This is a genomic window from Margalitia sp. FSL K6-0131, from assembly GCF_038008735.1.
GTDB classification, from domain to species: domain Bacteria; phylum Bacillota; class Bacilli; order Bacillales; family Bacillaceae_C; genus Margalitia; species Margalitia shackletonii.
The window spans coordinates 1933635-1960214 of record NZ_JBBOZS010000001.1 but is presented as its reverse complement, the minus strand read 5'-3'; the positions used below and the strand labels follow the sequence as shown (position 1 = coordinate 1960214).

General features: G+C 35.4%; 23 protein-coding genes, 1 riboswitch and 1 other annotated feature. Of the genes, 4 read left to right on the top strand and 19 right to left on the bottom strand.

Annotated features, from left to right (window positions below; all coding sequences use genetic code 11):
- Positions 1-2: 2 nt before the first annotated feature.
- From NSQ59_RS09435 to NSQ59_RS09405, 7 genes are all read right to left on the bottom strand, one after another.
- Positions 3-575, bottom strand: a complete 573-nt coding sequence (locus tag NSQ59_RS09435) for a PilN domain-containing protein (protein WP_126647950.1) — start codon at positions 573-575, stop codon at positions 3-5.
- Between the two features lie 10 nt (positions 576-585).
- A complete protein-coding gene (pilM, locus tag NSQ59_RS09430; protein ID WP_340830861.1) occupies positions 586-1560 on the bottom strand; it encodes a type IV pilus biogenesis protein PilM in 975 nt (324 codons plus the stop codon).
- A 15-nt stretch (positions 1561-1575) separates the two neighbouring features.
- A complete protein-coding gene (locus tag NSQ59_RS09425; protein WP_340830859.1) occupies positions 1576-2331 on the bottom strand; it encodes a prepilin peptidase in 756 nt (251 codons plus the stop codon).
- Positions 2332-2460: 129 nt separating this feature from the next.
- Complete coding sequence (locus tag NSQ59_RS09420; RefSeq protein ID WP_340830857.1) at positions 2461-2919, bottom strand: type II secretion system protein; 459 nt, start codon at positions 2917-2919, stop codon at positions 2461-2463.
- 80 nt (positions 2920-2999) lie between these two features.
- Positions 3000-3083: riboswitch (cyclic di-GMP riboswitch) on the bottom strand.
- Positions 3084-3173: 90 nt separating this feature from the next.
- Positions 3174-4382 carry a type II secretion system F family protein gene (locus tag NSQ59_RS09415; RefSeq protein WP_340830855.1) on the bottom strand — a complete coding sequence of 403 codons (1209 nt, stop codon included), beginning with the start codon at positions 4380-4382 and terminating at the stop codon, positions 3174-3176.
- Positions 4382-5422, bottom strand: a complete 1041-nt coding sequence (locus NSQ59_RS09410) for a type IV pilus twitching motility protein PilT (RefSeq protein WP_055739121.1) — start codon at positions 5420-5422, stop codon at positions 4382-4384. The genes NSQ59_RS09415 and NSQ59_RS09410 overlap by 1 nt, the downstream gene beginning before the upstream one ends.
- Before the next feature lie 10 nt (positions 5423-5432).
- Positions 5433-7067 (bottom strand): GspE/PulE family protein, encoded by a 1635-nt coding sequence (locus tag NSQ59_RS09405; protein WP_055739120.1) that lies wholly within the window; start codon positions 7065-7067, stop codon positions 5433-5435.
- Between the two features lie 111 nt (positions 7068-7178).
- Between NSQ59_RS09405 and NSQ59_RS09400 the strand changes: the two genes are divergently transcribed.
- The 3 genes from NSQ59_RS09400 to NSQ59_RS09390 are packed head-to-tail and all read left to right on the top strand — an operon-like array spanning position 7179 to position 9349.
- A complete protein-coding gene (locus tag NSQ59_RS09400) occupies positions 7179-7577 on the top strand; it encodes a type IV pilus modification PilV family protein (RefSeq protein ID WP_340830851.1) in 399 nt (132 codons plus the stop codon).
- Positions 7574-8032, top strand: a complete 459-nt coding sequence (locus NSQ59_RS09395; protein WP_152982363.1) for a prepilin-type N-terminal cleavage/methylation domain-containing protein — start codon at positions 7574-7576, stop codon at positions 8030-8032. Before NSQ59_RS09400 ends, NSQ59_RS09395 begins: the two co-directional genes overlap by 4 nt.
- Before the next feature lie 12 nt (positions 8033-8044).
- Positions 8045-9349, top strand: a complete 1305-nt coding sequence (locus tag NSQ59_RS09390) for a hypothetical protein (RefSeq protein ID WP_055739117.1) — start codon at positions 8045-8047, stop codon at positions 9347-9349.
- A 72-nt stretch (positions 9350-9421) separates the two neighbouring features.
- Here the strand turns inward: NSQ59_RS09390 and NSQ59_RS09385 are convergent, their stop codons facing one another.
- The 5 genes from NSQ59_RS09385 to NSQ59_RS09365 form a co-directional block, all read right to left on the bottom strand.
- Positions 9422-10657: a VanW family protein gene (locus NSQ59_RS09385; RefSeq protein WP_055739116.1), complete on the bottom strand. Its 1236-nt coding sequence runs from the start codon at positions 10655-10657 to the stop codon at positions 9422-9424.
- A gap of 2 nt (positions 10658-10659) precedes the next feature.
- Positions 10660-11415, bottom strand: a complete 756-nt coding sequence (locus tag NSQ59_RS09380; protein WP_340830845.1) for a hypothetical protein — start codon at positions 11413-11415, stop codon at positions 10660-10662.
- 126 nt (positions 11416-11541) lie between these two features.
- On the bottom strand, positions 11542-13242 hold the full coding sequence (locus NSQ59_RS09375; RefSeq protein ID WP_340830843.1) for a sensor domain-containing diguanylate cyclase: 1701 nt from the start codon (positions 13240-13242) through the stop codon (positions 11542-11544).
- 96 nt (positions 13243-13338) lie between these two features.
- Positions 13339-14622: a bifunctional folylpolyglutamate synthase/dihydrofolate synthase gene (locus tag NSQ59_RS09370; protein WP_340830841.1), complete on the bottom strand. Its 1284-nt coding sequence runs from the start codon at positions 14620-14622 to the stop codon at positions 13339-13341.
- Positions 14623-14695: 73 nt separating this feature from the next.
- The gene (locus NSQ59_RS09365) at positions 14696-17341 is read right to left on the bottom strand and encodes a valine--tRNA ligase (protein WP_340830839.1); all 2646 of its coding nucleotides are present in this window, start codon (positions 17339-17341) and stop codon (positions 14696-14698) included.
- A 55-nt stretch (positions 17342-17396) separates the two neighbouring features.
- Positions 17397-17635: a binding site (T-box leader), on the bottom strand.
- Between the two features lie 216 nt (positions 17636-17851).
- Here NSQ59_RS09365 and NSQ59_RS09360 point away from each other — a divergent pair.
- Complete coding sequence (locus NSQ59_RS09360; protein WP_055739112.1) at positions 17852-18043, top strand: hypothetical protein; 192 nt, start codon at positions 17852-17854, stop codon at positions 18041-18043.
- A gap of 182 nt (positions 18044-18225) precedes the next feature.
- Here NSQ59_RS09360 and ysxE read toward each other — a convergent pair whose 3' ends face one another.
- The 7 genes from ysxE to hemC all read right to left on the bottom strand — a co-directional run bounded on the left by ysxE (position 18226) and on the right by hemC (position 26580).
- Positions 18226-19263: a spore coat protein YsxE gene (ysxE, locus tag NSQ59_RS09355; protein WP_055739111.1), complete on the bottom strand. Its 1038-nt coding sequence runs from the start codon at positions 19261-19263 to the stop codon at positions 18226-18228.
- Positions 19264-19426: 163 nt separating this feature from the next.
- Positions 19427-20650 (bottom strand): LysM peptidoglycan-binding domain-containing protein, encoded by a 1224-nt coding sequence (locus NSQ59_RS09350; RefSeq protein ID WP_340830836.1) that lies wholly within the window; start codon positions 20648-20650, stop codon positions 19427-19429.
- Positions 20651-21099: 449 nt separating this feature from the next.
- A complete protein-coding gene (locus NSQ59_RS09345; protein WP_055742329.1) occupies positions 21100-22458 on the bottom strand; it encodes an IS1182 family transposase in 1359 nt (452 codons plus the stop codon).
- A gap of 119 nt (positions 22459-22577) precedes the next feature.
- Positions 22578-23867 carry a glutamate-1-semialdehyde 2,1-aminomutase gene (gene hemL, locus NSQ59_RS09340; RefSeq protein ID WP_055739109.1) on the bottom strand — a complete coding sequence of 430 codons (1290 nt, stop codon included), beginning with the start codon at positions 23865-23867 and terminating at the stop codon, positions 22578-22580.
- A gap of 21 nt (positions 23868-23888) precedes the next feature.
- Positions 23889-24866 carry a porphobilinogen synthase gene (gene hemB, locus NSQ59_RS09335; RefSeq protein ID WP_340830833.1) on the bottom strand — a complete coding sequence of 326 codons (978 nt, stop codon included), beginning with the start codon at positions 24864-24866 and terminating at the stop codon, positions 23889-23891.
- A complete protein-coding gene (locus NSQ59_RS09330; RefSeq protein ID WP_340830831.1) occupies positions 24863-25651 on the bottom strand; it encodes a uroporphyrinogen-III synthase in 789 nt (262 codons plus the stop codon). The genes hemB and NSQ59_RS09330 overlap by 4 nt, the downstream gene beginning before the upstream one ends.
- A complete protein-coding gene (gene hemC, locus NSQ59_RS09325) occupies positions 25648-26580 on the bottom strand; it encodes a hydroxymethylbilane synthase (protein WP_340830829.1) in 933 nt (310 codons plus the stop codon). Before hemC ends, NSQ59_RS09330 begins: the two co-directional genes overlap by 4 nt.

Here is a 26580-nt window from a genome sequence, read left to right as displayed (position 1 = left end):
TTTTATTCTTCCTTTCCATTCTTATTTTTCAAATAAGATTCATTAAGTATTATCGTATATTGGGCAAAGTATCTAGGCAAAATATTTTGATCGGATGCATTCATATCAGCAGTAGTTATATTTTCGATTTTCACATCCCGAACAAATTTAGCTTGATTTAAGTGTCTCATATAATATGCTGCATCATTACTAGTATCAAATTGCACCGTTAATTGGACTGTGCGGTCATCCCGTAAAGAAAAATTTGTAATAAATCCCCTTTCTGGCAATAGCGTAATGATTTCCTTTAACATGCTTACAGTTGAAATGGGGTAATCATTTGCCCACTGTATTGCCTTCTTTAAATCAAGGATAGCCTGCTGCTTTTTATCAATCGGAATATTTTGTTTTACTTTATTTAATTGTTTTTCATAGATTAATTGGCTATTCAATACTGCCTCTTGCTGTTTTATAGACGTATAATAGGAATAAAAAATAGCTAGGGAGACTGCCAAAATAATCAGAATCCCTGATAGGACAAACCAAAATAAATTGGGACGGTGTTTTTTTTCTATAAGATTAATGTCTACTAGCATGCATTTACACCTACTTTAATGTTAAACCGATGCATTCCGAAAAAACGGGTGGGATGTTAATATTCTTTTTTGTCTGGAATAATGAGTCTGTAAGGGGTTGAACCTTAATAGTACTATGCTCTTTTAATTGTTCCACGTACTGGCTAATATATGGATGCTCTCCAGCTATTAATAATTTATTTATTTCATATTGACCATTTGTTAAATTAAATTGATAGAAGTTTCGAATTCGATCGATTTCCCGTTCTATTTGTTGAATTTGTCCTGTTTTCACTTGAGAATCCTCTTTCATTGCCCAATTTTCATAAGTATATCTTGAGGATTGAAATTCTAATTCGAATTGATCAGTAAAATGAATTTGATGAACATATAATGGTTTATGTTCGTAGAATATCGATAATTGGATGTATGCTAATTGAATTTGAACAACTAAAAGATGCTCATCTCGGCTGGCAAGATCCAAATGATAATATAAACGATATAAAGACAGAATGGATAAATCCATCACAACCGGTTTTAATTTTATTTTTTTTAAAAGATTTACATATTGCTGGACAACCGATTCACGTGAAGAAATCATTAAAACCTCACGATGATCTTGACCTGCCTTCCATTCTACTGCTTCAATAAGCGGATCTTCAAATGGCAAATGCAGGCTCTCCCCGACAGACATGTAAAGATAGCCTTTAATTTCTTCTGTAGGAACCTCCTCTGGAACAAGCACCTTTCTTACAATGGTATGTCCATCCGATAGACACAAATATGTAGGCATTCTTCTAATTTTATTTTCGTAGAGAAATTGCTCCAGTAAAGTCCTTAATGTGGGAGCATCTTCAATTAGTCCACCACGGAGAACTCCTTTAGGTAAGCATTTTTGACCAAATTTAAGGATAACATTATTTTTACCGGTTACGATAAAACGAACGTAATGGTCCGTAAACATTAAATGTAAACGATGCTGTCTAGAAAATAGTTGTAGGTCCATTTACTTCACTCCCCATTACATAAACATGCTTACATACCATGAAATAATATTATCTCCGAAAAAAAATGATAGAATTGCACCTGCACCAATGAAAGGGCCGAATGGTATAGGTTTTCTCTTTTTATATTTTCGTGCAATCATCATTAAAATACCAAAGACTGCACCAAGGAAAGTAGCAATTAGGAACGTTAAAAAAGTATATTTTAGCCCTAGTATTATGCCAAGGACAAAAAATAATTTAATATCTCCACCGCCCATTGCACCTTTACTTAATATAGCTATTAGAAATAATAGGGCAAATCCAAAAACAGCCCCGACTATAGGGTCCCACCAAGGTTCGGAAGGAAACATAATCTTTAAGATAATAAATATTACGGTAAAAATTAATAGAATTTTATCTGGAATAATCATATAAATAAGATCTGATACTGTAATAATCACTATTAATGATAAAAGCAATAAAGCAAATAGCAGCTCAATTCCCCAGCCTGATTTAGCATATGCGAATGCAAATAAGCACCCTGTAATTGCCTCCATAACAGGATAGATATAAGAAATAGATGTTTTACAGGAACGGCATTTTCCTAATTGAAAAATAAAAGAAAATACGGGGATTAATTCAAACCAGCGCAATTTATGCTTACAGTGCGGACACTGTGATCCTGGATAAATAAGTGATTTTTTTTCAGGGATACGTAAGCCCACTACGTTAAAGAAAGATCCAAGAATCAAACCTACTACTGCAAAATAGATTGTCCAAAATATATTCATTGGTTGAGAGTTTGTGCTCCTTTTCAATTTATGACACTTTCATTATTTGTATATTATCATATGATAGAAATATATGTTATAAAAAAAGGAGCATTGGATGCCCCTTTTTTTGATTATAAAGATATCAGTTTATTTTGCGTTTCCTGCATTTAATTTTGATTCATCTGCATTTACAACCTCAGTTCCACCAGAAGATACTAGAACGATTGTATAGTTATATTTTCCATTACTATCTTTTGTAATGGTTACTTTACTTTTTTCATCATTATATTTATCTCCCTTTTTAGAAGGGTCCTGTGGAATATTATCTAGATAACCAGCACTCACTAATTCACTTAATTTTAAATCCCTAGTTCCTGTTGAACTTGGGAGAATTTTATCATCTTGCGCAGCCACACCTATCTTCGCAGCATTAATAATCATTAACCCGTTTGAAATGTGTGCATCTGTCCGTGATTTGTTGATAAGTCCCCCTACACTAGGCACTGCAATAGCGGTTACAATCGCAAGAATAACAATTACAGCAAGCAATTCAACAAGAGTCATCCCTTTTTGATTCTTCATTACCTTTTGGAATCTGCTTCTCATTTTCTCTTCTCCTTCTTTAAATATGTAATAAAAAAGCCAACTTCATATTTATTAATCTAGGATGTTAATAGGTTAATAAACATAAAATTGGCGGGTTGCACTACAAGCTCCGAGCCATTCAAGTGCCCATATACAAATGACTCTTCTTCGCTTCCAATTTCTATCTTAAATCTAAGCTCATTATACTATTCCAAATATCGCTATTACAACATATTTTTACTAATCTATACATAATTTTTATAGTGATAGTCGATTTATTGGATATTTTGAAACACGCTATACATTGGGATGGTGATGGCCGCAACAATCGTTCCTACAACTCCGGCGAGAAAAACAATCATCATAGGCTCTAAAAGAGATTTCAATTGCTCTGTTGCCTGATCAACCTCAGATTCATAAAATTCCGCAACTTTTTCTAACATATAGTCTATTGTTCCTGATTGTTCGCCTATGATCATCATTTGTGAAACTAGAGGGGGAATAGCCCAATGATCCTTCATGGGTTCTGCAATTGACTTTCCCTCTTCTATATAATTCTTTGATTCGCCAAGGATTTTGGCAATCACTTGATTTCCAACGACATTTTCCACAATGCTGATTGCATGCAATATCGGAACGGAAGAAGCAAATAATGTGCTAAGAGTTCTAGTCATCCTTGCTAAAGCTGCTTTTTGGATAATTTTTCCGAATACTGGAATTTTAAGTTTTATCATGTCCAAATAAAAGCTGCCATTTTTCGACCTTACCAATAAATAATATCCTAATAACAACAACAGCAGAAAAAGTATAAATAACCAAAAATAATGCACAACAAATTGACTAGAATTTAGCAGCCACAATGTTAAAGCTGGCAATTTTGCATTAAATGAAGCAAACATGCCAGCAAATTTGGGAACAATCACAGCTAGCATAAAGATAACTACCGCTATTGATATAATTGCCAATATGATTGGATAGGACATTGCCGCCTTAATTTTCTGCCGAGTTTGATGCTGCTTTTCAAAATAAACAGCCATTCTTTCCAAAATCTCCTCTATTTGACCGCTAGCCTCCCCAGCTTTCATCATATTGATAAACATGGAGGGAAAAATAGTTGGAAATTTTTCAGCCGCTTCGGTATAAGATTTTCCTGTTTGAATATCCTCATATATATTGTAAAGGGTTTGTTTTAAAACACGATTTACTGTTTGCTCCGCTAAAATTTTTGTTGAATCAACAACGCTAATTCCCGCCTTAATCAATGTACTGAATTGACGAATATAAATGACTAAATCTTTATGCTTTATATTTGGCTTTATAACATTAATTTCCCGATACAATATTCCCTTTAATTCTGTTAAAGAACGGATCGCAATACCTTTTTCTTTCATCTTTAAAACGGCTTCATTATAATTTGCCGCCTTCAGTTTGCCTTTTACCCTTTCACCTTTTCGATTCCTTCCGATATATTGAAAGACTGCCATTAAAGAACACCATCCAATAAATATGGTCTAGCGTCATTTGCTGAAATTTTTTCTTGTTCCACTAAAGCTTGAATCGCCATTTGCATCGTTTGCATTCCCGCTGCTTTACTTGTTTGCATAACGCTTTGAATTTGATGGATTTTTTCATTGCGAATTAAATTTCGGATTGCAGGATTATTAATTAAAATCTCAAAGGCACCAATTCTGCTATTTTGTTGCTTATGTTGAAATAATCTTTGCGAAATGATAGCCCGTAATACGGAAGCCAATTGAATTCTAACTTGTGCTTGTTGTTCTGATGGAAATACATCAATGATTCGATCAATAGTTGTCGGTGCGTCCGTTGTATGCAAGGTAGCTAGTACCAAGTGTCCTGTTTCTGCAGCAGTTATCGCCGTTGATATTGTTTCTAAATCCCTCATCTCACCCACGAGGATAACATCGGGATCTTGTCTTAAACATGCTCTTAAGGCATTGGAGAATGATTTTGTATCAAACCCTATTTCTCGCTGGTCAATGATACATGTCCCGTGTTTATGTAAATATTCAATAGGGTCTTCTAGTGTAATAATATGTTTTTTAACGGTACGATTCATCTTATCTAGCATCGCTGCTAAAGTAGTCGACTTTCCACTTCCGGTTGGCCCTGTCACTAATATCAGACCTTGGGGCTGTATAGCAAGGTCGCTAAGAACCGATGGCAATCCTAATTCGTCAAATGTAGGGATTCTAGTAGGAATAACCCTAATAGCTAAACTGATACATGAACGTTGGTGAAATGCATTCACTCGAAAACGTGAAACCCCTTCTATTCCATAGGAAAAATCAAGTTCCCCTGTTTCTTTAAATTGCTTCCACATGGAATCAGGAATAATCGCTTTTGCCATTTCTTCTGTATCACTAGGCTTGAGCGGCTCTTGTCCAAATTTTTTTAATTCTCCATTTAACCTCATCATTGGCGGCACTCCAACCGTTAAATGGATATCTGAAGTGCCAATTTCAAATGCAGCGGTCAATATTGCATCTAGTTTTTCTTTCATGTATATCCCCCTAGTCCGGTAAAGTTACTCTAAGTATTTCATCAACCGTTGTTAACCCAGACTTAGCTTTTAACAATCCGTCATCTATTAAGAAAAGCATTCCTTTTTTTAATGCTGCAAGCTTAATCTCTTCCATATTCTGATTATTATATAGTAAATGACGAATATCATCGTCTATTATAAAAAGCTCATGTATCGCCAATCGCCCTTTATAACCAGTTTGCCGGCAAGAGGAGCAGCCCTTGCCGCGATAGAGAGTCTGAACTTGCAAGCCTCTTTTCTCAAATAATTGTTTTTCCATCATTGTAGGCTCATATGGTTCTGTACAATCTTTACATAATTTTCGTACTAGTCTTTGAGCAACTACACCAGATAGTGCCGAAACAACTAAATAAGGCTCAACATTCATATCTAATAGTCTCGGAATAGTAGAAATAGAATCATTTGTATGCATCGTGCTAAGGACTAAATGGCCAGTCAATGCCGATCTTACTGCAATTTCCACTGTTTCACTGTCTCTTATTTCCCCAATCATGATGATATTTGGATCCTGACGCAGCAGTGCACGTAATCCCTTTGAAAAATCGAGTCCGATTTGCGGGTTTACTTGTACTTGATTTATTCCCTCTAGTTGATATTCAACAGGATCTTCTATCGTTACGATGTTTACCGCTTCAGAATTTAAATGATGCAGTCCAGCATACAGAGTGGAAGTTTTTCCGGACCCTGTTGGACCTGTAATCAGGAGAAGACCTGAGGGTTTCTCGATTAATTTAACAAAGGATTGAAGATTCATTCTATTAAATCCAATTTCTGATATATTCTTTTTTACATTTTGTAAATCTAATATACGAATAACTACTTTTTCACCATTAATCGTTGGAAGAATGGATATTCTTAAATCAACTTGCCTTTGTTGCACTGTTAATTTTACACGGCCGTCTTGTGGCAAACGGTTTTCTGTAATTCTTAAATTTCCTATTACTTTTATTCTAGCTATTAATGAAGGATAAATAGACTTAGAAAGAATTCTTTCTGTTTTTAATACACCATCAACTCTATATCGAATGATTACTTTTGTCTCTTGAGGATCAATATGTATGTCACTGGCTTTCATTTGTACACCCGTTGCAAATAGCTGATTGACAAGTTTGACAGCAGGAGCTTCTTCCGGATTCAATGGTACGATACTTGATAGTTCCTCTTCTTCAAAATGTTCATTAAAATGATAATATTTATGAATTGCCCCAATAATTTCTTCTTTTGTAGCTATGACCGGCTTGATTTGAAACCCGGTTGATAATCGTAGATCATCAATCACAAAATAATCCATCGGATCATTCATTGCTACCGTTAATTCCTGTTGATTTTTCTCAATTGGAATAACAACATTTCTGATTGCAAATTCAATAGGAACTAGTTTTATTAAACTTGTATCAATTGGATATCGATGTAAAACGACATGTGGAACACCTAGCTGAAATTCCAGCACTTCAATTAATTGCTGTTCATTTATAAAACCTCTTTCTACCAATACATCCCCAAGTTTTTGCCCGTCTTTTTTAGCATTTAATGCTTCTGATAGCTGGTCTCTTGTAATTTCACCAACATCAACAAGTAAATCTCCTAATCGTTTTCTAACCATGTAATCCCTACTCTCAAAAAATAGTAGTACATTTATACCAATACATTATAAAATAGAAATATGGAAAATTGTATCAGGTAAAGCAAAATCTTTTTGCGAGGTATTAATATAATGAAGAATCATTTAAACAATGAAAAAGGATTTACACTAGTCGAAGTTCTTGCTGCAATCACATTACTGACAATAGTCCTTATATGCACTTTCGGAATATTTGGTCAATCTTATTCGTTTACTGCCCACAATGAGATAAATTTAAAAGCAACAAACCTCGCTAGAAAAACATTGGCATATCTTGAGTCGAATAAAATTAAGGTCTCAGCCCCAGATGCCGATGTAGACTTATCAAACTATAATCTCACAAATGATCATTTATATCCTTTTGCTACTTTTACACAAAACAATGAAGAAAAACTTGTAAATTTATATAGAGTAGAAATAAAGATTTACAATTCTAAGAATAAGGATAAGCTACTTTCTCATACTTTTGGTTATTTAGAAGGGGTACAATGATGGGTTATTTTAAAAAGATTTACAAGAACCAAATGGGTTTAACAATCATTGAATTACTTGCCGCCATTACGATTGGAACCATTGTACTTATTATTGCATTTAGCACTTTGAACATGGCATTAAATTTTTATAAAAATAATATGGTAAAGTCCAATTTAGAACAAGAAGAAAATATTATCGTAACTACCATGACTACCTTATTTCAACAGAACGATAAATATACGATTAATATTACAAATGATAATAAATTAAGTCTATCAACTTCTCCGCAAAATCAGATGTATACATTCGAAAAAAATTATAAATATTCCATTAGAATAGACGGTACTGCCATTAACCCAGGTTCTTCCTATACCATTATGACAAATAAGCCCGCAGCTATTGATATTACTATAACCGATAATACCAACCCTAAAATTCAAGTACAACTGTCAACGATATTAAGACGACTATAGGGAGGAAGATCTTTGCTTAAGAAAAATCAAGGCCATGTGCTCATCATAGTATTGTTAATATTTACAATTTCCTTTATTTTGATTACTGCTCTATTCAGTCTCTCTGTTAATACTCGAAAGCAGATAAATATTTCGGATATAGAAATGCAGAAAACAAACGCTGCCGAAATGGGAATCAACTTGTTTGAAAAATACTTGCTAAAGGTAATTCAAACTAAGAACTATAAAAATGTAAATGAATTGCTGCAACAATTAAAGGATCAATTAAATCCATTAATTAAATCTAGAACGATAGATAATAATCTTTCCTACAATATTAATAAGATTGATATTTCAAGTACCCTAGATTCTCAAAAGAATACAATTATCACATTAGTTGTATCGACACAGGGAATATTTAAAGACTCTGTTAAGACATTGAATAAAACGTATAAATTGACGGTGCCAAATGGGACAGGAGAATCTGGTGGGAATTCAGAAGGAATCTTTACAAGCAAAAGTCAATTTGATTCAATTAGTGATAGTAATAGAAACTTTCCCTCGTTGTCTCCAGTACTAAGTGGAAAAATACCAAATCAGTGTACTTCAAATTTATCTAATTGTAATCTAAACACTGATGTATATTTTAATCAAAGTCTTTCTTTAACTGGAAATTATACCGTGAATGGAAATGCACAATTTAATGATGTAACAATGAATAATAACTCAAAGATTACAATTTCAAAAGATGCTATATTCACCAAAGCCGTCTTTTTTAATCCGGATTCGGAAATAAATATCGGTGGAAATGCACTTTTTAATGAGAGTTTAGGTTTTAAAGCAACTGGTCCTAAACTTACCATAAGTGGTGATTCGAAGTTCAATAAAGCAGTTCTACCTCAAGGATCTCAATTAACATTATTAGGAAATACTACTTTCGGCAATTCCTTAGAGCTTAATGAATCAAATTTGACACTTGGAAAAAATGTATATTTTTCTAAAAATGTTAGATTATCAACAAATTCAACTATTAAAATTTATGGTAGTGCAGATTTTACAGGTGATATTAACGTGGATAACGGTTCATCTATTACAATCAACGGTAACTTTTATAGTCCTAGCAAATATATTACGGTAAATGGCACAATCTGTGTTTATGGCAGCAGTGATGTTGGTGAAAATGGCGGATCAACAACCAACGCACAAATAATTCGTAATGTTGGCAGTTGTGGAAATGCACCTGCTACAATCTATATTTTAAATAAGCCAATTCAATCAAATGATAACACAGGTGACCTTAATATAAATATTGATTCTTTACCAGTCAAATACCAATAATACAATAAAAACCTTCATTCTAGACATCTAGTATGAAGGTTTTTACCATGACACGGACAATTTTGATCTTATTTACTTATCTTCTTCAGTTTTAACATTATTTTCGCTTTTTGAATTATCTTCCGTTACCTCATTACCATCCCCTGCCAATTGATTATTATCCATTTCAAGACTATTTCCACTACTTGATATACACTTATATTCAACATCATCCTTCGGCAAATAAAAATCATTTGAAACAAGCACTCGTTCTAATAATTGATGTTGATAATATACTTCCTTATACACCTCTATGGAGTATCCATTTTTTCCTTTTATAGTTCTCTCCAAATTTTTTGTCGGCACGTATTCTAATATTTTCCGTTGCGGATATACTTGCTCATCCTCTTCAGAAATAACATATTTCAATGGACTCATTGGTCCAATTATTGATATGTTCATTTTATTAAAAGCTGTTTTTTTACTTATAATTTTTATTTCATCACTATTAGGATTATAAAGTTTCAAGTCCAAATCCTCTTGTACATTTGCCTCGAATCCTAAAGGTATATTATCAGGCTTTGTCTGACTAATGTTTCTTTCCACCACCTGAATATTTGATTGTAATATTGCCTTATATAATGCAGAGGATAGTCTTCCCAAGGAGTCAGCATCGGTTAAACCTTTTACCGTATTTTGAAAAGAAAAAAGCTTATTTGGTTTCAATATAATCGTTTTATGTTCTTTCAGCCAATTATTAATAAAATTCGGCTTATATATTACTACCTCATTTGAAGAAATTACTGTTTGTTTCATTTCATCATATCCAGTTAGATATTTCTCCATATTTATATCCAGGTCTGTTAGGGTTAAATTAGCAGCATCCTGTTTCAGAAACGCTTTCAATTTTGATAAATCTATTTCATCTATTATGGATACCATTCCAAGCTGACGAAATAAGCTGACCAGTTCATTATTATTAATTTCTACCGATAAGGGATTTTCCTTTCCATTTTGGATGGATTTAAACGTATCAGAGACCATAAACATAAATACATTATCAGGTAGTTCTACTCTCTTATTTAAAAAAGATAATTGTATTTTCTTTTTCGCTTTCCAATTATTAATTTGAGCGTTCACTTTTTCTTCGGCATTAGTACTATTCAAAGAACTAATATTTACGGATCCAACTTTTGTATTCTTTAAATAATCTTTTTCATTACTAAGGACAGATGATAGAGGGACTACAGTTAATTGGGAAAGAATAATTAAAAAAATAGTAGAACATAGAATGATACTTATAAAAACAACGATGTTTTTCTTTGCCATACTTAACTCCTTTCCTTATCCTCCCTGATTCTGTCGTATAAAAGCTGCAAATCGTCATTAACAGGATTTTTGCTATTGTCTTGAAGAATATTTTCTAACACATTGGATTGATCTATAGTATCTGAATGTTGATTTACGATGATATCGAAATTATCCAGCTTTTCATTTTCCATTAATAAATTTTGGCGATTCCTAAAAATTAGCTTTAAGTCATCATCATTTGTATTTGCTTGGCTTTCTTTGTATGTAACTTTTAAATCACTATTAACATCAGTATTCGAAACGTTATGTATTTTTAAGGCGTTATCTTCATACGGTATTTCTGTTGCCACTGCAATCTCCCTCAGCAAAGATTTACTTTCATCTTCCGTCACTATTTCAGCAGGTTTCAGATATACATTATTGGAAAAATCCAAGTTTTCTGCAGCTGCAGATCTTTCTAATAAATGGTGATAAGAAAACATCGGTGTTGGCAGTATATTTTGGTTATCAGCAGTGATATCCTGATTCATTTGATCCGTTTCGATCCAGTTGATTTTTACACCGATTAATATTGTTATACAAAGGATAAATAATAGAACAACTAATACGGATAACCACCAAACAAATAAATACCAAGTAATTTCTTCAATTCCAAAGCAAGAAATGGATAGGAGAATCAATATTAATTTTTTTCGAACCTTTATTTTCATGGGTATTGCTAAAAAAACAATTGAAAAAATGACTATAGATACAACTTGCGATATCAATAAATTCATTCTTCACCTCTATGTAATGCTTTAAATTTTCTATTACAAATAATAGTTTACTAATACTATTATACTAGGTATCTACTTGTAAGATAGATAAAATTATAAATACCATCCCCTAAAAAAGAGATGGTATTATTTCACATACTCCGCCACCCGGTTTTTTCCTGCTCTTTTCGCACCAATATATAATGCACGATCAGCATGGCGAATTAGAGCTATGGCCTCGTCTGCGTCATAAGGTGCAGTTGCAACACCTATACTAACGGTAATTTGTACCTCGACTTCTCCCATATTTTCATCTAATGAATTCTCAAACAGAAATGGACGATTAGCAATCGTCAAACGAACCAATTCGGCTAAGTTTAATGCCGCAGCTTTACTTGTATCCTTAAGAAGGATGACAAATTCTTCTCCGCCATAACGGGCAACGATGCCGCGATTACCAATCAAGCCTGTTATTCGCTTTGCCAACATGACAAGGATATCATTTCCACTTTGATGTCCAAATGTGTCATTAATCATTTTAAAGGAATCAATATCCAGCATAATCAAAGACAATTCTTTTCGGATCCCCTTATTTAGCAGCAAAAATTCATTGGTTAGCAAATTATCAAAATAGCGATAATTATATAGTTGTGTTAAAGGGCAATGCTCGCTATTCATCTTCGTTTGCTCGTAATGCCTTGCATTCGAGATAGCCACGACAAAATAAGAGCAAAGAATATCTAATATTGGCAGCTGATATTTTTCGTACTGCCCCCTCTTAGTGGAAGCCAAAAAGAGAACCCCTTCCACCTTCTTATTTTTAAAAATAGGAACACATAAAATACTCTCTATATTTTCAGGCATATAACCGTCGGCAATATTTTCCCATTCCCCTTTATTATTGTAGAAAACAGGTTTTTCCGTTGCCCATACATGTCCGCTTATCCCCTCATACTTCTTAATTGGAGGAATAATATTTGGCATTTGAAGCCCATTTTCCATACCGCGCAGAAGGACCATTTCATCACCTTGTACGTCCAATATGTAGGCATAATCGACCGTTAATGTTTGTGAAACCTTCTGGATAAAAAGATCAAAAATCTCATCAACCTCCAAGGTTTCATTCAATTGATGGCCAATTTCCGCAGCTTTATGCAAATAATCATTAAATCTTTCGGAAGAATTATATAACCTCACTACATAACCAAAACCCATAAAAGGGAGACCAATTAAAAGGAAAGCAATATACGAAAACTGCTCATTTAAATAATACAAAATAATACTTAGCGGCACTACGATACAGATAATCAATAATTCCCATAATACATCTAGCTCGAAAAGGCTGATCCGTTTTCCTACAAACGGATTCGATATATATAAGAAAAAATGATTAATAAGGACATTCGCTATCGCGTATATAATAATCGGAAGAATATTGTCTTGAAGGGATGTAAATCCTATTCTTCCTCCAATAGCAAAATAAAGAATGCCGCTAAGAAGAGATATTCCAAAAAACATAATTGAATTATAAGGATATCGATATGCTTCTTCCTTTTTTACCTTCAGCGACATTAAAACTACTATTATGGAAAACTGAGTAAGAATTAATTCAAAAAACAATCCATAGGATATAAAGCCCGCCATATTAACCCATTGAAAAATGTATATTGGGCTTGAATTAATATGAATCGGAAAATAGGAAACAATACCTGCCAATACACAAAAAGCGATAATCACAGGTACATCTACAGGTTTTGGAGGGAAAAATTGAAAGGTATAAAATACGCCGATTGGCACTATTAAAAACCAAAGTAATAGGATAATCGACAATTTATTATTTAATTTCATTTTTCTCCCTCCTTTTCTCCTGGTTAATTAGTCATAATGTTCTAAAATATTTTACCAAATAGCTATAAGAATGTCACTATCAAACAGGTGATAACCTTATTCTAAATAAGTTTTTAAGTAGGGCTTTATCTCTGCTAAAAAGTATAAAGAGCCACAAATGATAAGCATTTCATCGTCACCCAAACTCTTCATTAAATCTGCAAGAATTGGTTGCCATTCTTCATATGCTTTCCCATTTTCTATTAAACTTATTTTCGCTAAATTTTGGGCAGTTTCTATTCTTGGTGAGTTAAATTGTGTAAAATAAAATTCTCCCTTTATTTTCCGAAGTTCCTTAAACATTTTGGTTAAGTCCTTATCTCGCAATGCCGCAAACAATACCTTTTTCTTTTTGTCTTGATAACGTTCCTTTACCGCCTTAACCAACACTTCAACACCTTCAGGATTATGTGCACCATCTATTAATATAAGGGGATTTTCTTGAACAATCTCTAACCTTCCCGGCCAGAATGCTTTTAATAATCCATTCCTAATATGCTGCTCCTGAATATTTAATAGAAGAGCTGCCATAGTGGCCAATGCTGCATTTTTAACCTGGTGTTCACCTAACATTTTAATTTCAAGATTTTTAAGAGTTACTTCGTCCACGGAAAAAGTGAACCTTTCTCCCGTATTTACGGAAAGCCGATTAGATTCATAAAAATCTTTGTTAAGGATTTTTACATCCGCTTTCATTTTCTCTGCCTTTTCAGTAATGACGGAAAGTGCGCTATTTTGTTCTACTCCAGTTATTAATGGGATTCCGCTTTTTATAATTCCTGCTTTTTCAAATGCTATTTTTTCGATGGTATCACCTAAAATATTCATGTGATCAAATCCAATAGTTGTAATGATGGTTAGAATTGGTTCTAAGATGTTAGTGCTATCCAATCTACCTCCAAGGCCAACTTCGAAAACGCAAAAGTCCATTGGATTTATCCTTGCGAAATAATAAATAGCCATGGTTGTAATTACCTCAAACTCTGTCAGGCTCCCGAGATCAGTTGTTTCTAATTCCTCTGTCAAAGGCTTTATAATACGAACTAACTCTACCATTTCATTATCGGAGATGGGAACACCATTAATGCTGATACGTTCATTAAATGTTTCAATGGATGGAGATGTAAAAGTACCAACTTTGTAACCGGCTTCATTTAGAATGGATCGGATAAAAGTGACAGTTGATCCTTTTCCATTTGTTCCGCCTACATGGATAACCTTTAAATCCTTTTCAGGTGAACCCAGTCTCTCCAATATCCATTTCATTCTATCTAGCCCAGGTTTAATACCAAATTGCAATCTCGATAATATCCATTCTAACGCTTCATCGTATGTAGTCATTAGTTTTTGCACCTTCTTTTTAAATAGATGGAAGACGAATCCCTTAAGTGATTCGCCTTCCATTATTACGTTATTATTCTCCTTTTAATTCGGAAATTCTGGCACTAACTGCCGCTTGTTTATCCAGATAATCTTTTTCCTTTGCACGCTCTTCCTCTACTACCTTTTGCGGTGCTTTACTTACGAACTTTTCATTACTTAGTTTCTTTTGAACACGCTCTACTTCTTGATTCCATTTTTCTAATTCTTTTTGTAGTCTTGCGAGTTCTTCTTCAATATTAATCAATCCTTCAAGCGGAAGGAAAATTTCAGCTCCTGTTACAACTGCTGTCATCGCTTTATCCGGAGCACTGATATCGATTCCGATCACTAATTCCTCAGGGTTGCAGAAACGTTCGATATAAGCTGTATTATTATTAAGTGTTTCTTGTATGGTTTCATCTTTCGCTTTGATAAAGATTTTAATCTTTTTGCTTAGCGGTGTATTAACCTCGGAACGAATATTACGTACGGAACGAATAATTTCAACTAAGAGTTTCATATCATTTGCCGCTTTTTCATCATGGAAATCGAGATTTACTTGCGGCCAGCTCGCAGTTGTAATAGATTCGCCACTATGAGGAAGGTTTTGCCAAATTTCCTCGGTAATGAATGGCATGAATGGATGAAGCAATCTCATCGTATTGTCGAGAACATATGCCAAGATTGATCTTGTTGTCTTTTTAGCAGCTTCATCTTCCCCATATAAAGGAAGCTTTGCCATTTCAATATACCAATCACAGAAATCATCCCAGATGAAGTTGTAAAGGGCACGGCCAACTTCACCAAACTCATACTTTTCAGCAAGCTTTGTAACTGTTTCAATCGTTTCATTAAGGCGGGTAAGAATCCATTTATCTGCTACAGATTTTTCGCCTGTTAAATCAATTTCATCATACTTTAAGCCTTCCATATTCATTAAGGCAAAACGAGATGCATTCCAAATCTTATTCGCGAAATTCCATACAGACTCCACTTTTTCAATGCTGAAGCGTAAATCTTGACCTGGTGAACTTCCGGTAGCAAGGAAATAGCGTAAAGCGTCTGCTCCATATTGATCTATAACATCCATTGGGTCAACACCGTTGCCTAATGATTTACTCATTTTTCTTCCTTGATCGTCTCGAACAAGACCATGAATTAATACATCCTTAAACGGTCTTTTTCCTGTAAATTCTAAGCCTTGGAAAATCATTCTTGAAACCCAGAATGTAAGAATGTCATAGCCTGTAACTAATGCATCTGTCGGATAATAACGTTTGTAATCAGTAGCTTCTTCATTCGGCCAGCCCATCGTCGAAAATGGCCACAATGCTGAACTGAACCAAGTATCAAGAACATCATTATCCTGTTCCCAATTTTCGATGTCTTGAGGAGGCTCTACATCAACATAGATTTCTCCTGTTTGTTTATGATACCAAGCAGGAATTCGGTGTCCCCACCATAATTGTCTTGATATACACCAATCGTGGATATTTTCCATCCAGCGTAAATAATTATTCTCAAAGCGTTCCGGTACAAAATGAACCTTATCCTCTTGCTGTTGCAATTCAATAGCCGTTTTGGCAAGCGGACCCATTTTTACAAACCATTGTGTTGATAGGTATGGTTCTACAACAGCATCACTACGTTCAGAGTGACCAACTGAGTGCATATGCTCTTCAATTTTAAATAATACACCTTGCTCTTGAAGGTCTTTTACAATCTGTTTACGGCACTCAAAACGATCCAATCCCTCATATTTACCGGCATTTTCATTCATTGTACCGTCTTCATTCATAACTAAAATACGAGCAAGATTGTGGCGATTGCCGATTTCAAAGTCATTCGGATCATGTGCAGGGGTAATTTTAACTGCACCAGAACCAAATTCCATGTCAACATAATCATCGCCAACAATCGGAATTTCACGTCCTGTAATCGGTAAGATAACCGTCTTTCCAATTAAATGTTTATAGCGGTCATCATCAGGGTGAACAGCAACTGCAGTGTCACCAAGCATTGTCTCTGGTCTTGTTGTGGCTATTTCGATACTACCTGAACCATCAGATAGCGGATAATTCATATGGTAAAAGGCACCTTGAATATCTTTATAAATAACTTCTATATCGGAAAGGGCTGTTTTCGTTGCTGGATCCCAGTTAATGATATATTCACCGCGATAAATTAGTCCCTTTTTATACAAAGTTACAAATACTTTTTTAACTGCTTCTGATAATCCCTCATCAAGGGTAAAGCGTTCTCGGGAATAGTCTAAGCCAAGTCCCAGTTTTGCCCATTGCTTACGAATAAATGCAGCATACTCTTCTTTCCATTTCCAGGCTTCCTCAAGAAATTTCTCACGGCCAAGATCGTAACGGCTTTTACCTTCTTCACGAAGTTTTCCTTCTACTTTTGCTTGAGTGGCAATACCTGCATGATCCATTCCAGGGAGCCACAATACATCGTAACCTTGCATTCTTTTCATTCTCGTTAAAATATCTTGCAGGGTGGTATCCCAAGCATGGCCTAAATGAAGTTTTCCTGTTACATTTGGCGGCGGAATAACAATTGTATAAGGCTTTTTCTCTGGGTTATCCTTGGCTTCAAAAAACTTTCCATTAATCCACCATTCATATCGACCGTCTTCAACAGCTTTCGGTTCATACTTCGTCGACATCTTTAATTCATTTTCTTCCATCTTCGTTCCTCACTTTCTTCATAGTACCTTCTGAAAAATAAAAAGCTCCCTACGTCAAAAGGACGAAGGGAGCGGATTCGCGGTACCACCTTTTTTCACAGACATTCATAAAAAAATAAATGTCTGGCACTTAAAACGAATAACGGCTTTTCACCGGCTTCAATTACTACAATGTTTCACTGAAGCTGCTCATGGGCGACCTTCCAATCTGTCAAACTTAGGAAATATTTCAGCAAACAATTTCCCTCTCTTGAAGTTGACTACAATCGTACTCTTCCCAATCAATGCTTTTTATTTTATTTTTTTCTATATAGTATCGAATTTCAGTGACTATAGTCAATTATTTTTCCCTATTTTTTTAAAAAATATTCTTGTTCACTACTTTAAATTGCACATCTTTTGTCTTATACGGTCAGAAAACATGGAAAAGCGATGATTACTCTTAGGCGGATTCACCAAATTATCTTTCTGTCATATTTTATATGGTATCAAGCTGTGGAAGGTGAGGAGATGAAAAAAAAGTTTAATCAATACACATTTCAATCGTGGATGAAAACAATTAAAGGAATATGTAAACAATTAATTATTCCATTTGCCATATTCCAAGGTATTCGCACCATACTCATTCCTACAACCTTTGATGTATTACTATTAGCAATCTTTATATTAATTGCCCTTGCTTTTTATTTTGAATGGTTTTAAGAAATGTGGAAGGCTTGCCCATCGCCGTACGGATTTCGTAGTCGCTCACCTCGAGATAAAGGAAACACAGTGAGGCAGTTCACGAGCTGATGTTGACTTATCGTAGGGAGGAGAGGGAGAAATCCGCTAGCCGATATCTGCTTACGCTAGACAGTCGATACAATAAAATAACCCAAACCTTCTTAATCCTTAGGTTTGGGTTCCGTTTCTGCCATTTGCACTCTATTTTCCATTTCATTCATTCTAACGACAACATATTCTGTGTTTTTAAGCAGCCAATAATGACTTTGCAATTCCTTCACAAATTTAATCTCCGCTTTTTTGGACCTTTGCAGACGATATTCTTGAACTGTTCTGGAAATTGGGCCAGGATGTGCTAAATAACTTAAAAATAATAATTTCTCATCTTCTTTAAATGGGAAATGTCCAAAATAAGTGTAAATCCAATCGATACATTCATCAAATCGTTTAGGATATGTTTGCAGAGTTCTTGATAAAAACGGTAATAGATCTTGAATTGGAGAAGCAATTTTTGAGTTTTCAAAATTAGTAAAATAACCGTAACCTCTATCATCGTATAAAAAATGCTCTGTCGATATTTTTCCATGTGTTATGACGGTTCTGCCTGTTTTTACCTCTTTAGAATTTTCATACCATTCCTCAAGCTTCTTTTTTGAAAAATCAAGTGCTCTTCTAATGTCATTGTAAAACATGCAAAATAGTAATTCAAAAGGTGACATATACCATTTCTTTTCACTAGATTCAAGAAACTCCGTTAAAAATTCTTCTTCCCGTTCCCACCCGTCCAGAGTATTTTCAAAATGTGCTTTTCTTTCTTCCGCCTCTATCGGTATGTTTTTCATTGATAGAGTATGAAGTCTGGCAAGCTCTCTGAACATTTTTTGGTGTTTTTCATTTCGATCCTCTTTTTCTTCATTGGAAAGCCAAGGCATCAAATAGAACAAATAATTTTGCTCCAAAATTGCATACCTTCCATCCATCGTTGGATAGATTGGAACTATACGATTATAGCCTCGTTGATATAAGGCTTGAACATTTCGGACGAAATCAATACCGCTTTGCGGAAGTATTTTCTTTAATGCATAAATGCCGTTGTCGGAATAAACCTTCCACGTCTTTCCGTACTGCTCGGCATATTTTACTCTTATTCCATATTGGTTAACAATTGCTGTCATTTCATCAAAGGATGAATCTTTCATTCCACCACCTGCTATCCAAGAACAGCGAATTCATTTATGCAAATACATCCTACTTTTGGAGGTGGGACTTCGATACGTAAAACTATTCCTCTTTTATCGTAGGCTAGAAGGTGAGAAAAAATTTCAGCCTATACTCACCTTCTTTATATATACAACTCGCTTATTATTTTTTACCCGCGTATGAAGGAATATATAAAACTTGACCCTCCGAAACACTTTGATTTGTTTCCATATGGTTCATTCTTAAAATTTGCTGAACACTGATATTGTATTTTTCCGCCAGAAAATCTAATGTCTCTCCTGATTGGACAATACACATCCTTAACTTTGCAGCTTTTTCTTCTTGTTTGCGCGCAAAAAAATCTGTAAGAGATATGGATTCATACTTGGTTTTTTTCTTTTTCTTCTTACTTTCATCTGTTACTTCCACTTCTTCTACAATATCTTTTTCCTCAAAAGTAAGTTCTTCGTAATGTTTATTAGGAGATTCATCATGCACCAATTCTATCTCAGTAAACGATGAAGATTCTTCATCCTTTTCGATTACCTTCTTCTTTTTACGTTCCAATGATTCATCCAATGGCGATTGTGAAAATGGATAAACATTATAGGGATTCTGATTTTGCGGATTTGTATGGTGAACATCAAATGCTACGGATGGCCCTTGTTCATCTGAATCGTATACATCTTCATTAGGGTCTTTTCTGACCTCTACGTTAAATGGTTGATATAATTCTTCCTCCTCTTCCTCTTCCACTTCCTCATCATCGTAGTCGGCATTATCGTTTCGAGAAAGATTATAGATGGGAATTAGTTCTTCGTCTTCATGATATTGTTCCTCTAAATCAACTTGATTTGACGAGTCATATTCCAATTCACCATTTTCATCATCCTGATCTGTATCAACTTGATTACGGTATGAAGAAACCTGCTGCAATTCTTCTACTGAATTATCCTCCTCTTCATTTCGTAATCCTGAGATGGTTAAGTCCGCATTAAGCTTTAAACAAAGGTTATCAAGCAGATCGTAGTCAAAAGAGTCGACTGTTACATCCAAATTAGATACATTTTCTACCTTTTCTTTTGGAATAGTTATGTCAACAGGGAATTGATGATTAAACTCATACAATCCTTCTTCTTCACGATATTCTAATGTATGAACATATTTTTTTTGCCATGATACTTCTTCTTCATCCACAACTTCTGCATTATTTCTAAACTCACCACTTAAAAATAATTTCCCCTGAATAATAATATATTGTTCCTGTTCCTGGATTGTAATATGAGGATCCAAAGATATGGATAAGAGCTCTTCAACTTCCTGTCCCCTTTTAAACCAAACAGATTCCTCTAATGAAAATCGTAAAGACGATTGATTTTCGGACAAAGCGGCTTCCTCCCTTCAATTCCTATACAAAAAGTAAGTCATAATGTCATTAACACTCTATGATAAAAGCAAACAAAATATGAATCTTAGCAAAGGCTCTTTTCTTAAACTTTGTTGCTTTTAAATAGGAAAACCGTTTTTTCTTAACATTCACGTTAAAGAAAAGTGTCTTTTTTTAAGAAAAGATGCCCCGAATCTGAGTCTAGATTAGGATTTAAAACAAATGACGAAAAAGCAATAATTTATACGGAAACAGCCTACCAATTAACTTTATAACAAACATATTCATGAATTATTAAGTTTATTACTATCAAAAAAAACCACAACATTCCGTTGTGGCAGATTGTAGACAAAAGGGGTTCGGAATGGTCACATTCCGAACCCCTTTTGATTTTGTTCTTACTTTTTTACCTTTTTGGGTGTATGCTGACCTCTCTCATCCTCATCTACTAGGCCATTTCCGGACCTTTCCATATCCAGTTGGCCATTTTCTTCAAATTCATGGCAGCGAAAGTAAGCATCGCCTGCATCGACAATTTTTTAAGTCCCCTTAACGTTGTCCAACGCATACCATGCTTTTCTTTTGCGTCTGCAAATACACGCTCAATCGTTTCTTTGCGTTTCGCATATATCGTTTTTACCTCTTTGTGATGACGAAGATGATCTGCTTCCTCAAGGTACTCTTGCCAAATATGACGAGTCACTACTTTTTGATGATCCTTACTCTCCGTACATTGCGATAAAAATGGACAATTAGCGCAAATATGCTTAGAAGATTTGTATTCACGATACCCTTCTTTTGTCGTGGTAGAGTAATTCAATATCTCCCCTGATGGGCATATGTAACAATCATAGTATTCATCATATACGTACTCGTGTTTTCGGAAGAAACCTTCTTTTGTACGTGGTCTTGTATAAGGTAAAGCAGGTGTCATTTCGTTTTCGATTAAGTATTTCGTGATGGCCGGTGTTTTATAAGCTGCATCTGCCGCAACGGCATCGGGCTTTCCTACAATATCCATTACTTGTTCTACTAATGGTTCTAGGATTACGCTATCGTGGGTATTTCCTGGTGTCACCATATTTCCTAAAACAAATCCTTTGCGGTCAGAAGCTGCATGAAAAGAATAGGCGAACTGTTTAGTCCGTTCGTCTTTCACATAGTAACCACTCTCAGGATCTGTGGTACTTTCTTTTATTTCTTTTGTATCTTCTTTTTCAAATTTATCTGGTGGAAATGGCTTTTTTCCATGATCTTCCCGGTCTTGATTGATTTCTTCTTGGAGCTGTTCTTGATAGGCACGTGTTTCTTTTCGGACCACCTTTTTTTCGAATTTACGTTTATTCGCACTCGCTTTTACATGAGTGGAGTCGATAAAAACATGTTCTGCACTTATCAAATTCTTTTCCGCTGCTGTTTTTAGAATTCGATAGAAAATCTGTTCAAACAAATCGGTATCTTTAAAACGACGCTCATAGTTTTTTCCAAAGGTAGAGAAATGAGGGACTCTATCATAGAAACCATAACCAAGAAACCAGCGATAGGCCATATTCGTTTTTAATTCTTCAATCGTTTGACGCATCGAACGAATGCCAAATGTATATTGAATAAAGGTAAGTTTAATCAAGATCACGGGATCAATACTTGGGCGTCCAACTGCGGAATATGTTTCTTCCACTAAATCATAAATGAAAGAGAAATCAATCGCTGCCTCCATTTTTCGGACTAAATGATTTTCGGGAACCAACTGGTCTAAAGCGATCATTTCTACTTGATCACGTTGAATGGAATTATGTTTTGAAAGCATCTTCATCACCCCAAGTATTATTTCTATTTATATTTTAAAACAAAAAAGACTGTAGGCAAGCTCGATCTTCATCGAGTTTGTCTACAGTCTGCCACAACATTCCGTTGTGGTTTTTTGTGTTATCCTCGTATAATATTAAAGGTTTTTTCTGCTGCAGCAATCGTTTTTTCAATATCTTCATCTGTATGTGAAGTTGAAAGAAATAAACCTTCAAATTGTGATGGCGGTAGAAACACACCATTTTGAGCCATTTCTCTATAATAGGCAGCAAATAACTCTAAATCCGATGTTTTAGCTGTATCGTAATTGATTACATTCTCGTTGGTTAAAAAGATTCCAATCATCGACCCCGCACGGTTAATCGTATGAGGTATGTCGTATTTTAATGCCGCCTGATGTAAACCTTCTTCAAGCTTATCTGCTTTTCTAATAAAATCTTTATAGGAATCAGGTGTTAATTGAATTAAGGTTTCATAGCCGGCTGTCATAGCCAGTGGATTTCCCGATAAGGTTCCAGCCTGATAGATAGGGCCGCTTGGTGCTATTTTTTCCATAATTTCAGCCTTGCCTCCAAAGGCACCTACCGGAAGTCCTCCACCAATAACCTTTCCTAGACAAGTTAAGTCAGGTGTTACTCCAAAGTATCCTTGTGCACAATGGTAATCAACTCGGAAGCCTGTCATTACTTCATCAAAAATTAATAAAGCACCATATCGATTCGTTACTTCCCGTAATCCTTCTAAGAATCCTGGCTGAGGAGGCACTACTCCCATATTTCCTGCTACTGGTTCTACAATAATACAAGCAATATCTTCTCCGAATTGCTCAAAAGCAGCACGAACTGCTTCCAAATCATTATAAGGAACTGCAATTGTATTGCTCGCAATTCCTTCTGGTACACCAGGGCTATCCGGTAATCCAAGTGTAGCTACACCTGAACCTGCTTTAATCAATAAGGAATCACCATGTCCATGATAAGATCCCTCGAATTTTATAATTTTATTTCGCCCTGTATACCCGCGGGCAAGTCTCAATGCACTCATCGTTGCCTCAGTACCAGACGAAACCATTCTGACAATTTCTATAGAAGGTACTCGTTCTTGAACTAGTTTCGCCAGCTTATTTTCTAATAAGGTAGGTGCACCAAAACTAGTACCATTTTCTGTTGCCTTTTTAAGAGCTGATACAACCTGATCATTAGCATGTCCTAAAATTAATGGGCCCCATGATAATACATAATCAATATATTCATTGCCGTCAATATCGTAAATTTTAGAGCCCTTGCCTCGTTCCATAAAAATTGGATCCATTTTTACTGATTTAAATGCACGAACAGGACTGTTTACACCGCCAGGCATTAGCGTAACTGCTTCTTTATATGCTTTTTTAGAGTTTTCAAATGAACGCATTTTCCACTCACCCTTTCATCCTTATTCTGCAAGCCAACGTGCGGCATCTTTTGCAAAATAAGTAATAATCAAATCACAGCCTGCACGTTTCATACTAGTTAGCATTTCTAGTACAATTGTTTTTTCGTCAATCCAGCCATTCAGTGCTGCCCCTTTAACCATTGAATACTCTCCACTAACATTATAGCCAACGACAGGCAAGTTAAATTCGTTTCTCACATCACGTACAATATCTAAATAAGATAATGTTGGCTTGACAATAAGAAAATCAGCGCCTTCCTCCACATCAGAGTGTGCTTCTCTTAATGCCTCTAAGCGGTTGGCAGGATCCATTTGATAGGTTTTTCTATCACCAAATTGCGGTGCACTCCCAGCCGCATCGCGGAATGGGCCATAGAATGCGGATGCATATTTTACTGCATAGGACATGATTGGCACATCTTCGAAGCCAGCTTCATCTAAGCCTTTTCTAATAGCAGCTACAAATCCATCCATCATATTAGATGGAGCAATAATATCAGCACCAGCTTGTGCTTGACTTACTGCCGTTTTTGCAAGTAAATCCAGGCTCGGATCATTTAAAATTTTTCCGCCTTCAATCACACCGCAATGACCATGGTCTGTGTACTCACATAAGCATGTGTCCGCAACAATGATTATCTCTGGATAATGTTCTTTGATAAAACGGGTAGCCTCTTGTACAATACCGTGATCATGAAAAGCTTGTGTTCCCACTTCGTCCTTTTCCACAGGCACACCAAACAATAAAACAGATTTAATGCCAAGGGATACGACCTCGTCCATTTCCGCTTTCAAATGATCCAAAGAAATTTGATCCACACCTGGCATGGAAGGTACTTCCTTCTTAATATTTTCTCCTTCCACTACAAAGATAGGATAAATAAAATCATCTACATGTAAATGTGTTTCGCGAACAAGTGCCCTCATATTTGCTGAGCTGCGAAGTCTTCTATGTCGTTTAAACTGCAAGTCTTTCATTCTAATTCCTCCCGTTTTGTCATTAATTTGCACAAACAATCAAGCATAGCATCAACCGTATATTTCTGCGGACTCGCTGTAACTTTCCAGCCGTAACCTTCTATAGCTTTCTTTGTTACTGGGCCGATACTAATGAAATCTATCATTTTAGCCTTTTTTTCAAGCATTGGCTCTTTTGCTATCTCCATAAAATGATGAACGGTTGAAGGACTCGTAAATAATGCATAATCGAGCCTGACATGTTCAAGTAAAGATGCTAATTTTTCCTTACTATCTATAGGAAAAATAGTATCATATATAATCCATTCATCAACTGTCCAGCCTTTTGATATTAAAGATTTAGCAATAATATCCCTGGCAAGATTTCCTTTAGGAATTAAGACTTTCTTTGGACGCATGCCATCATCGTCAAATTCTTTAGCAAAATCATCTGCAGAAAATAAAGTAGGAACAAAAGATACTTGGAATTGATGTTTCTGTAAAGCGTCCTTCGTCTTTTCTCCCACTGCTGCTATTTTCGTTTGAGGAGAAAGGGTAATATTATTTTTACCGAGCTGCTGAAAAAAGAATTTTACACCATTCTGACTGGTAAAAATAACCCAATCATATTGGTTTAAACTTTTTAAGTATTGAAGTCCATTCGGATCCTTGCCTTCTCTAAATTCTATGAGAGGAATGCAGTAAGGCTCTCCTCCTAATTGGACAATCCTTTTGCTTAATTCCTTCCCTTGTTTACCGCTTCGGGGTATAAAAACTGTTTTACCCTTTAGCGGTAAAGTGATCATGATTGATCAAGCTCCTGTTTTACCTGATCAATCAACAATTTCGCACCTTGGTCAATTAACATTTCTGCTACTTGTTCACCTAACTTGATAGGATCCTTTCCGGTAGCCGTTTCTTTATAGATTGTTTTGCCATCGGGTGAAGCAACTAATCCAGTTAAGGAAATTTGTTGATCGCTAAGCTTCGCAAATCCCGCAACAGGAACCTGGCAGCCTCCTTCCATTTTATGGAGAAAGGCACGTTCAGCAGTTACAGTCACAGTAGTTTCTTGCGAATTTAATTTTGCTAATTGTTCTAGCAGCTCATAATCATCTGCGCGGCATTCGATGGAAAGTGCACCTTGCCCAACTGCCGGTAAGCAAACTTCCGGCTCCAAGTATTCCGTAACCACATCGGCGCTCCATCCCATCCTTGACAAGCCCGCTGCTGCTAAAATAATTGCATCATAATCATCTGTTTTCAGCTTTTCTAAACGTGTATCAATATTCCCGCGTATCCACTTAATTTCGAGGTCTGGCCGCTCCGCTAATAATTGCGCTCCTCTTCGTAAGCTGCTTGTGCCAATTACCGCACCTTTTGGTAAATCCCTTAAAGTCATATAGCCTTTCGAAATAAGAGCATCGCGATGATCCTCCCGCTCCGGAATACAGCCTATTGTTAGACCATCAGGAAGTATTGCCGGCATATCCTTCATACTATGTACAGCCATGTCGATATCCTTATTTAACATTGCTTGCTCAATTTCTTTTACAAAAAGCCCTTTACCTCCGACCTTAGATAAAGTGACATCCAGTATTTGGTCCCCCTTCGTGACGATCTCCTTTATTTCAAATTCAAAAGGAACCCCTAGTTTTTTCAACTGATCTGCAACCCAATTTGTTTGCGTTAGTGCAAGTTTGCTTCGCCTTGAACCAATAATAATTTTTCTCAC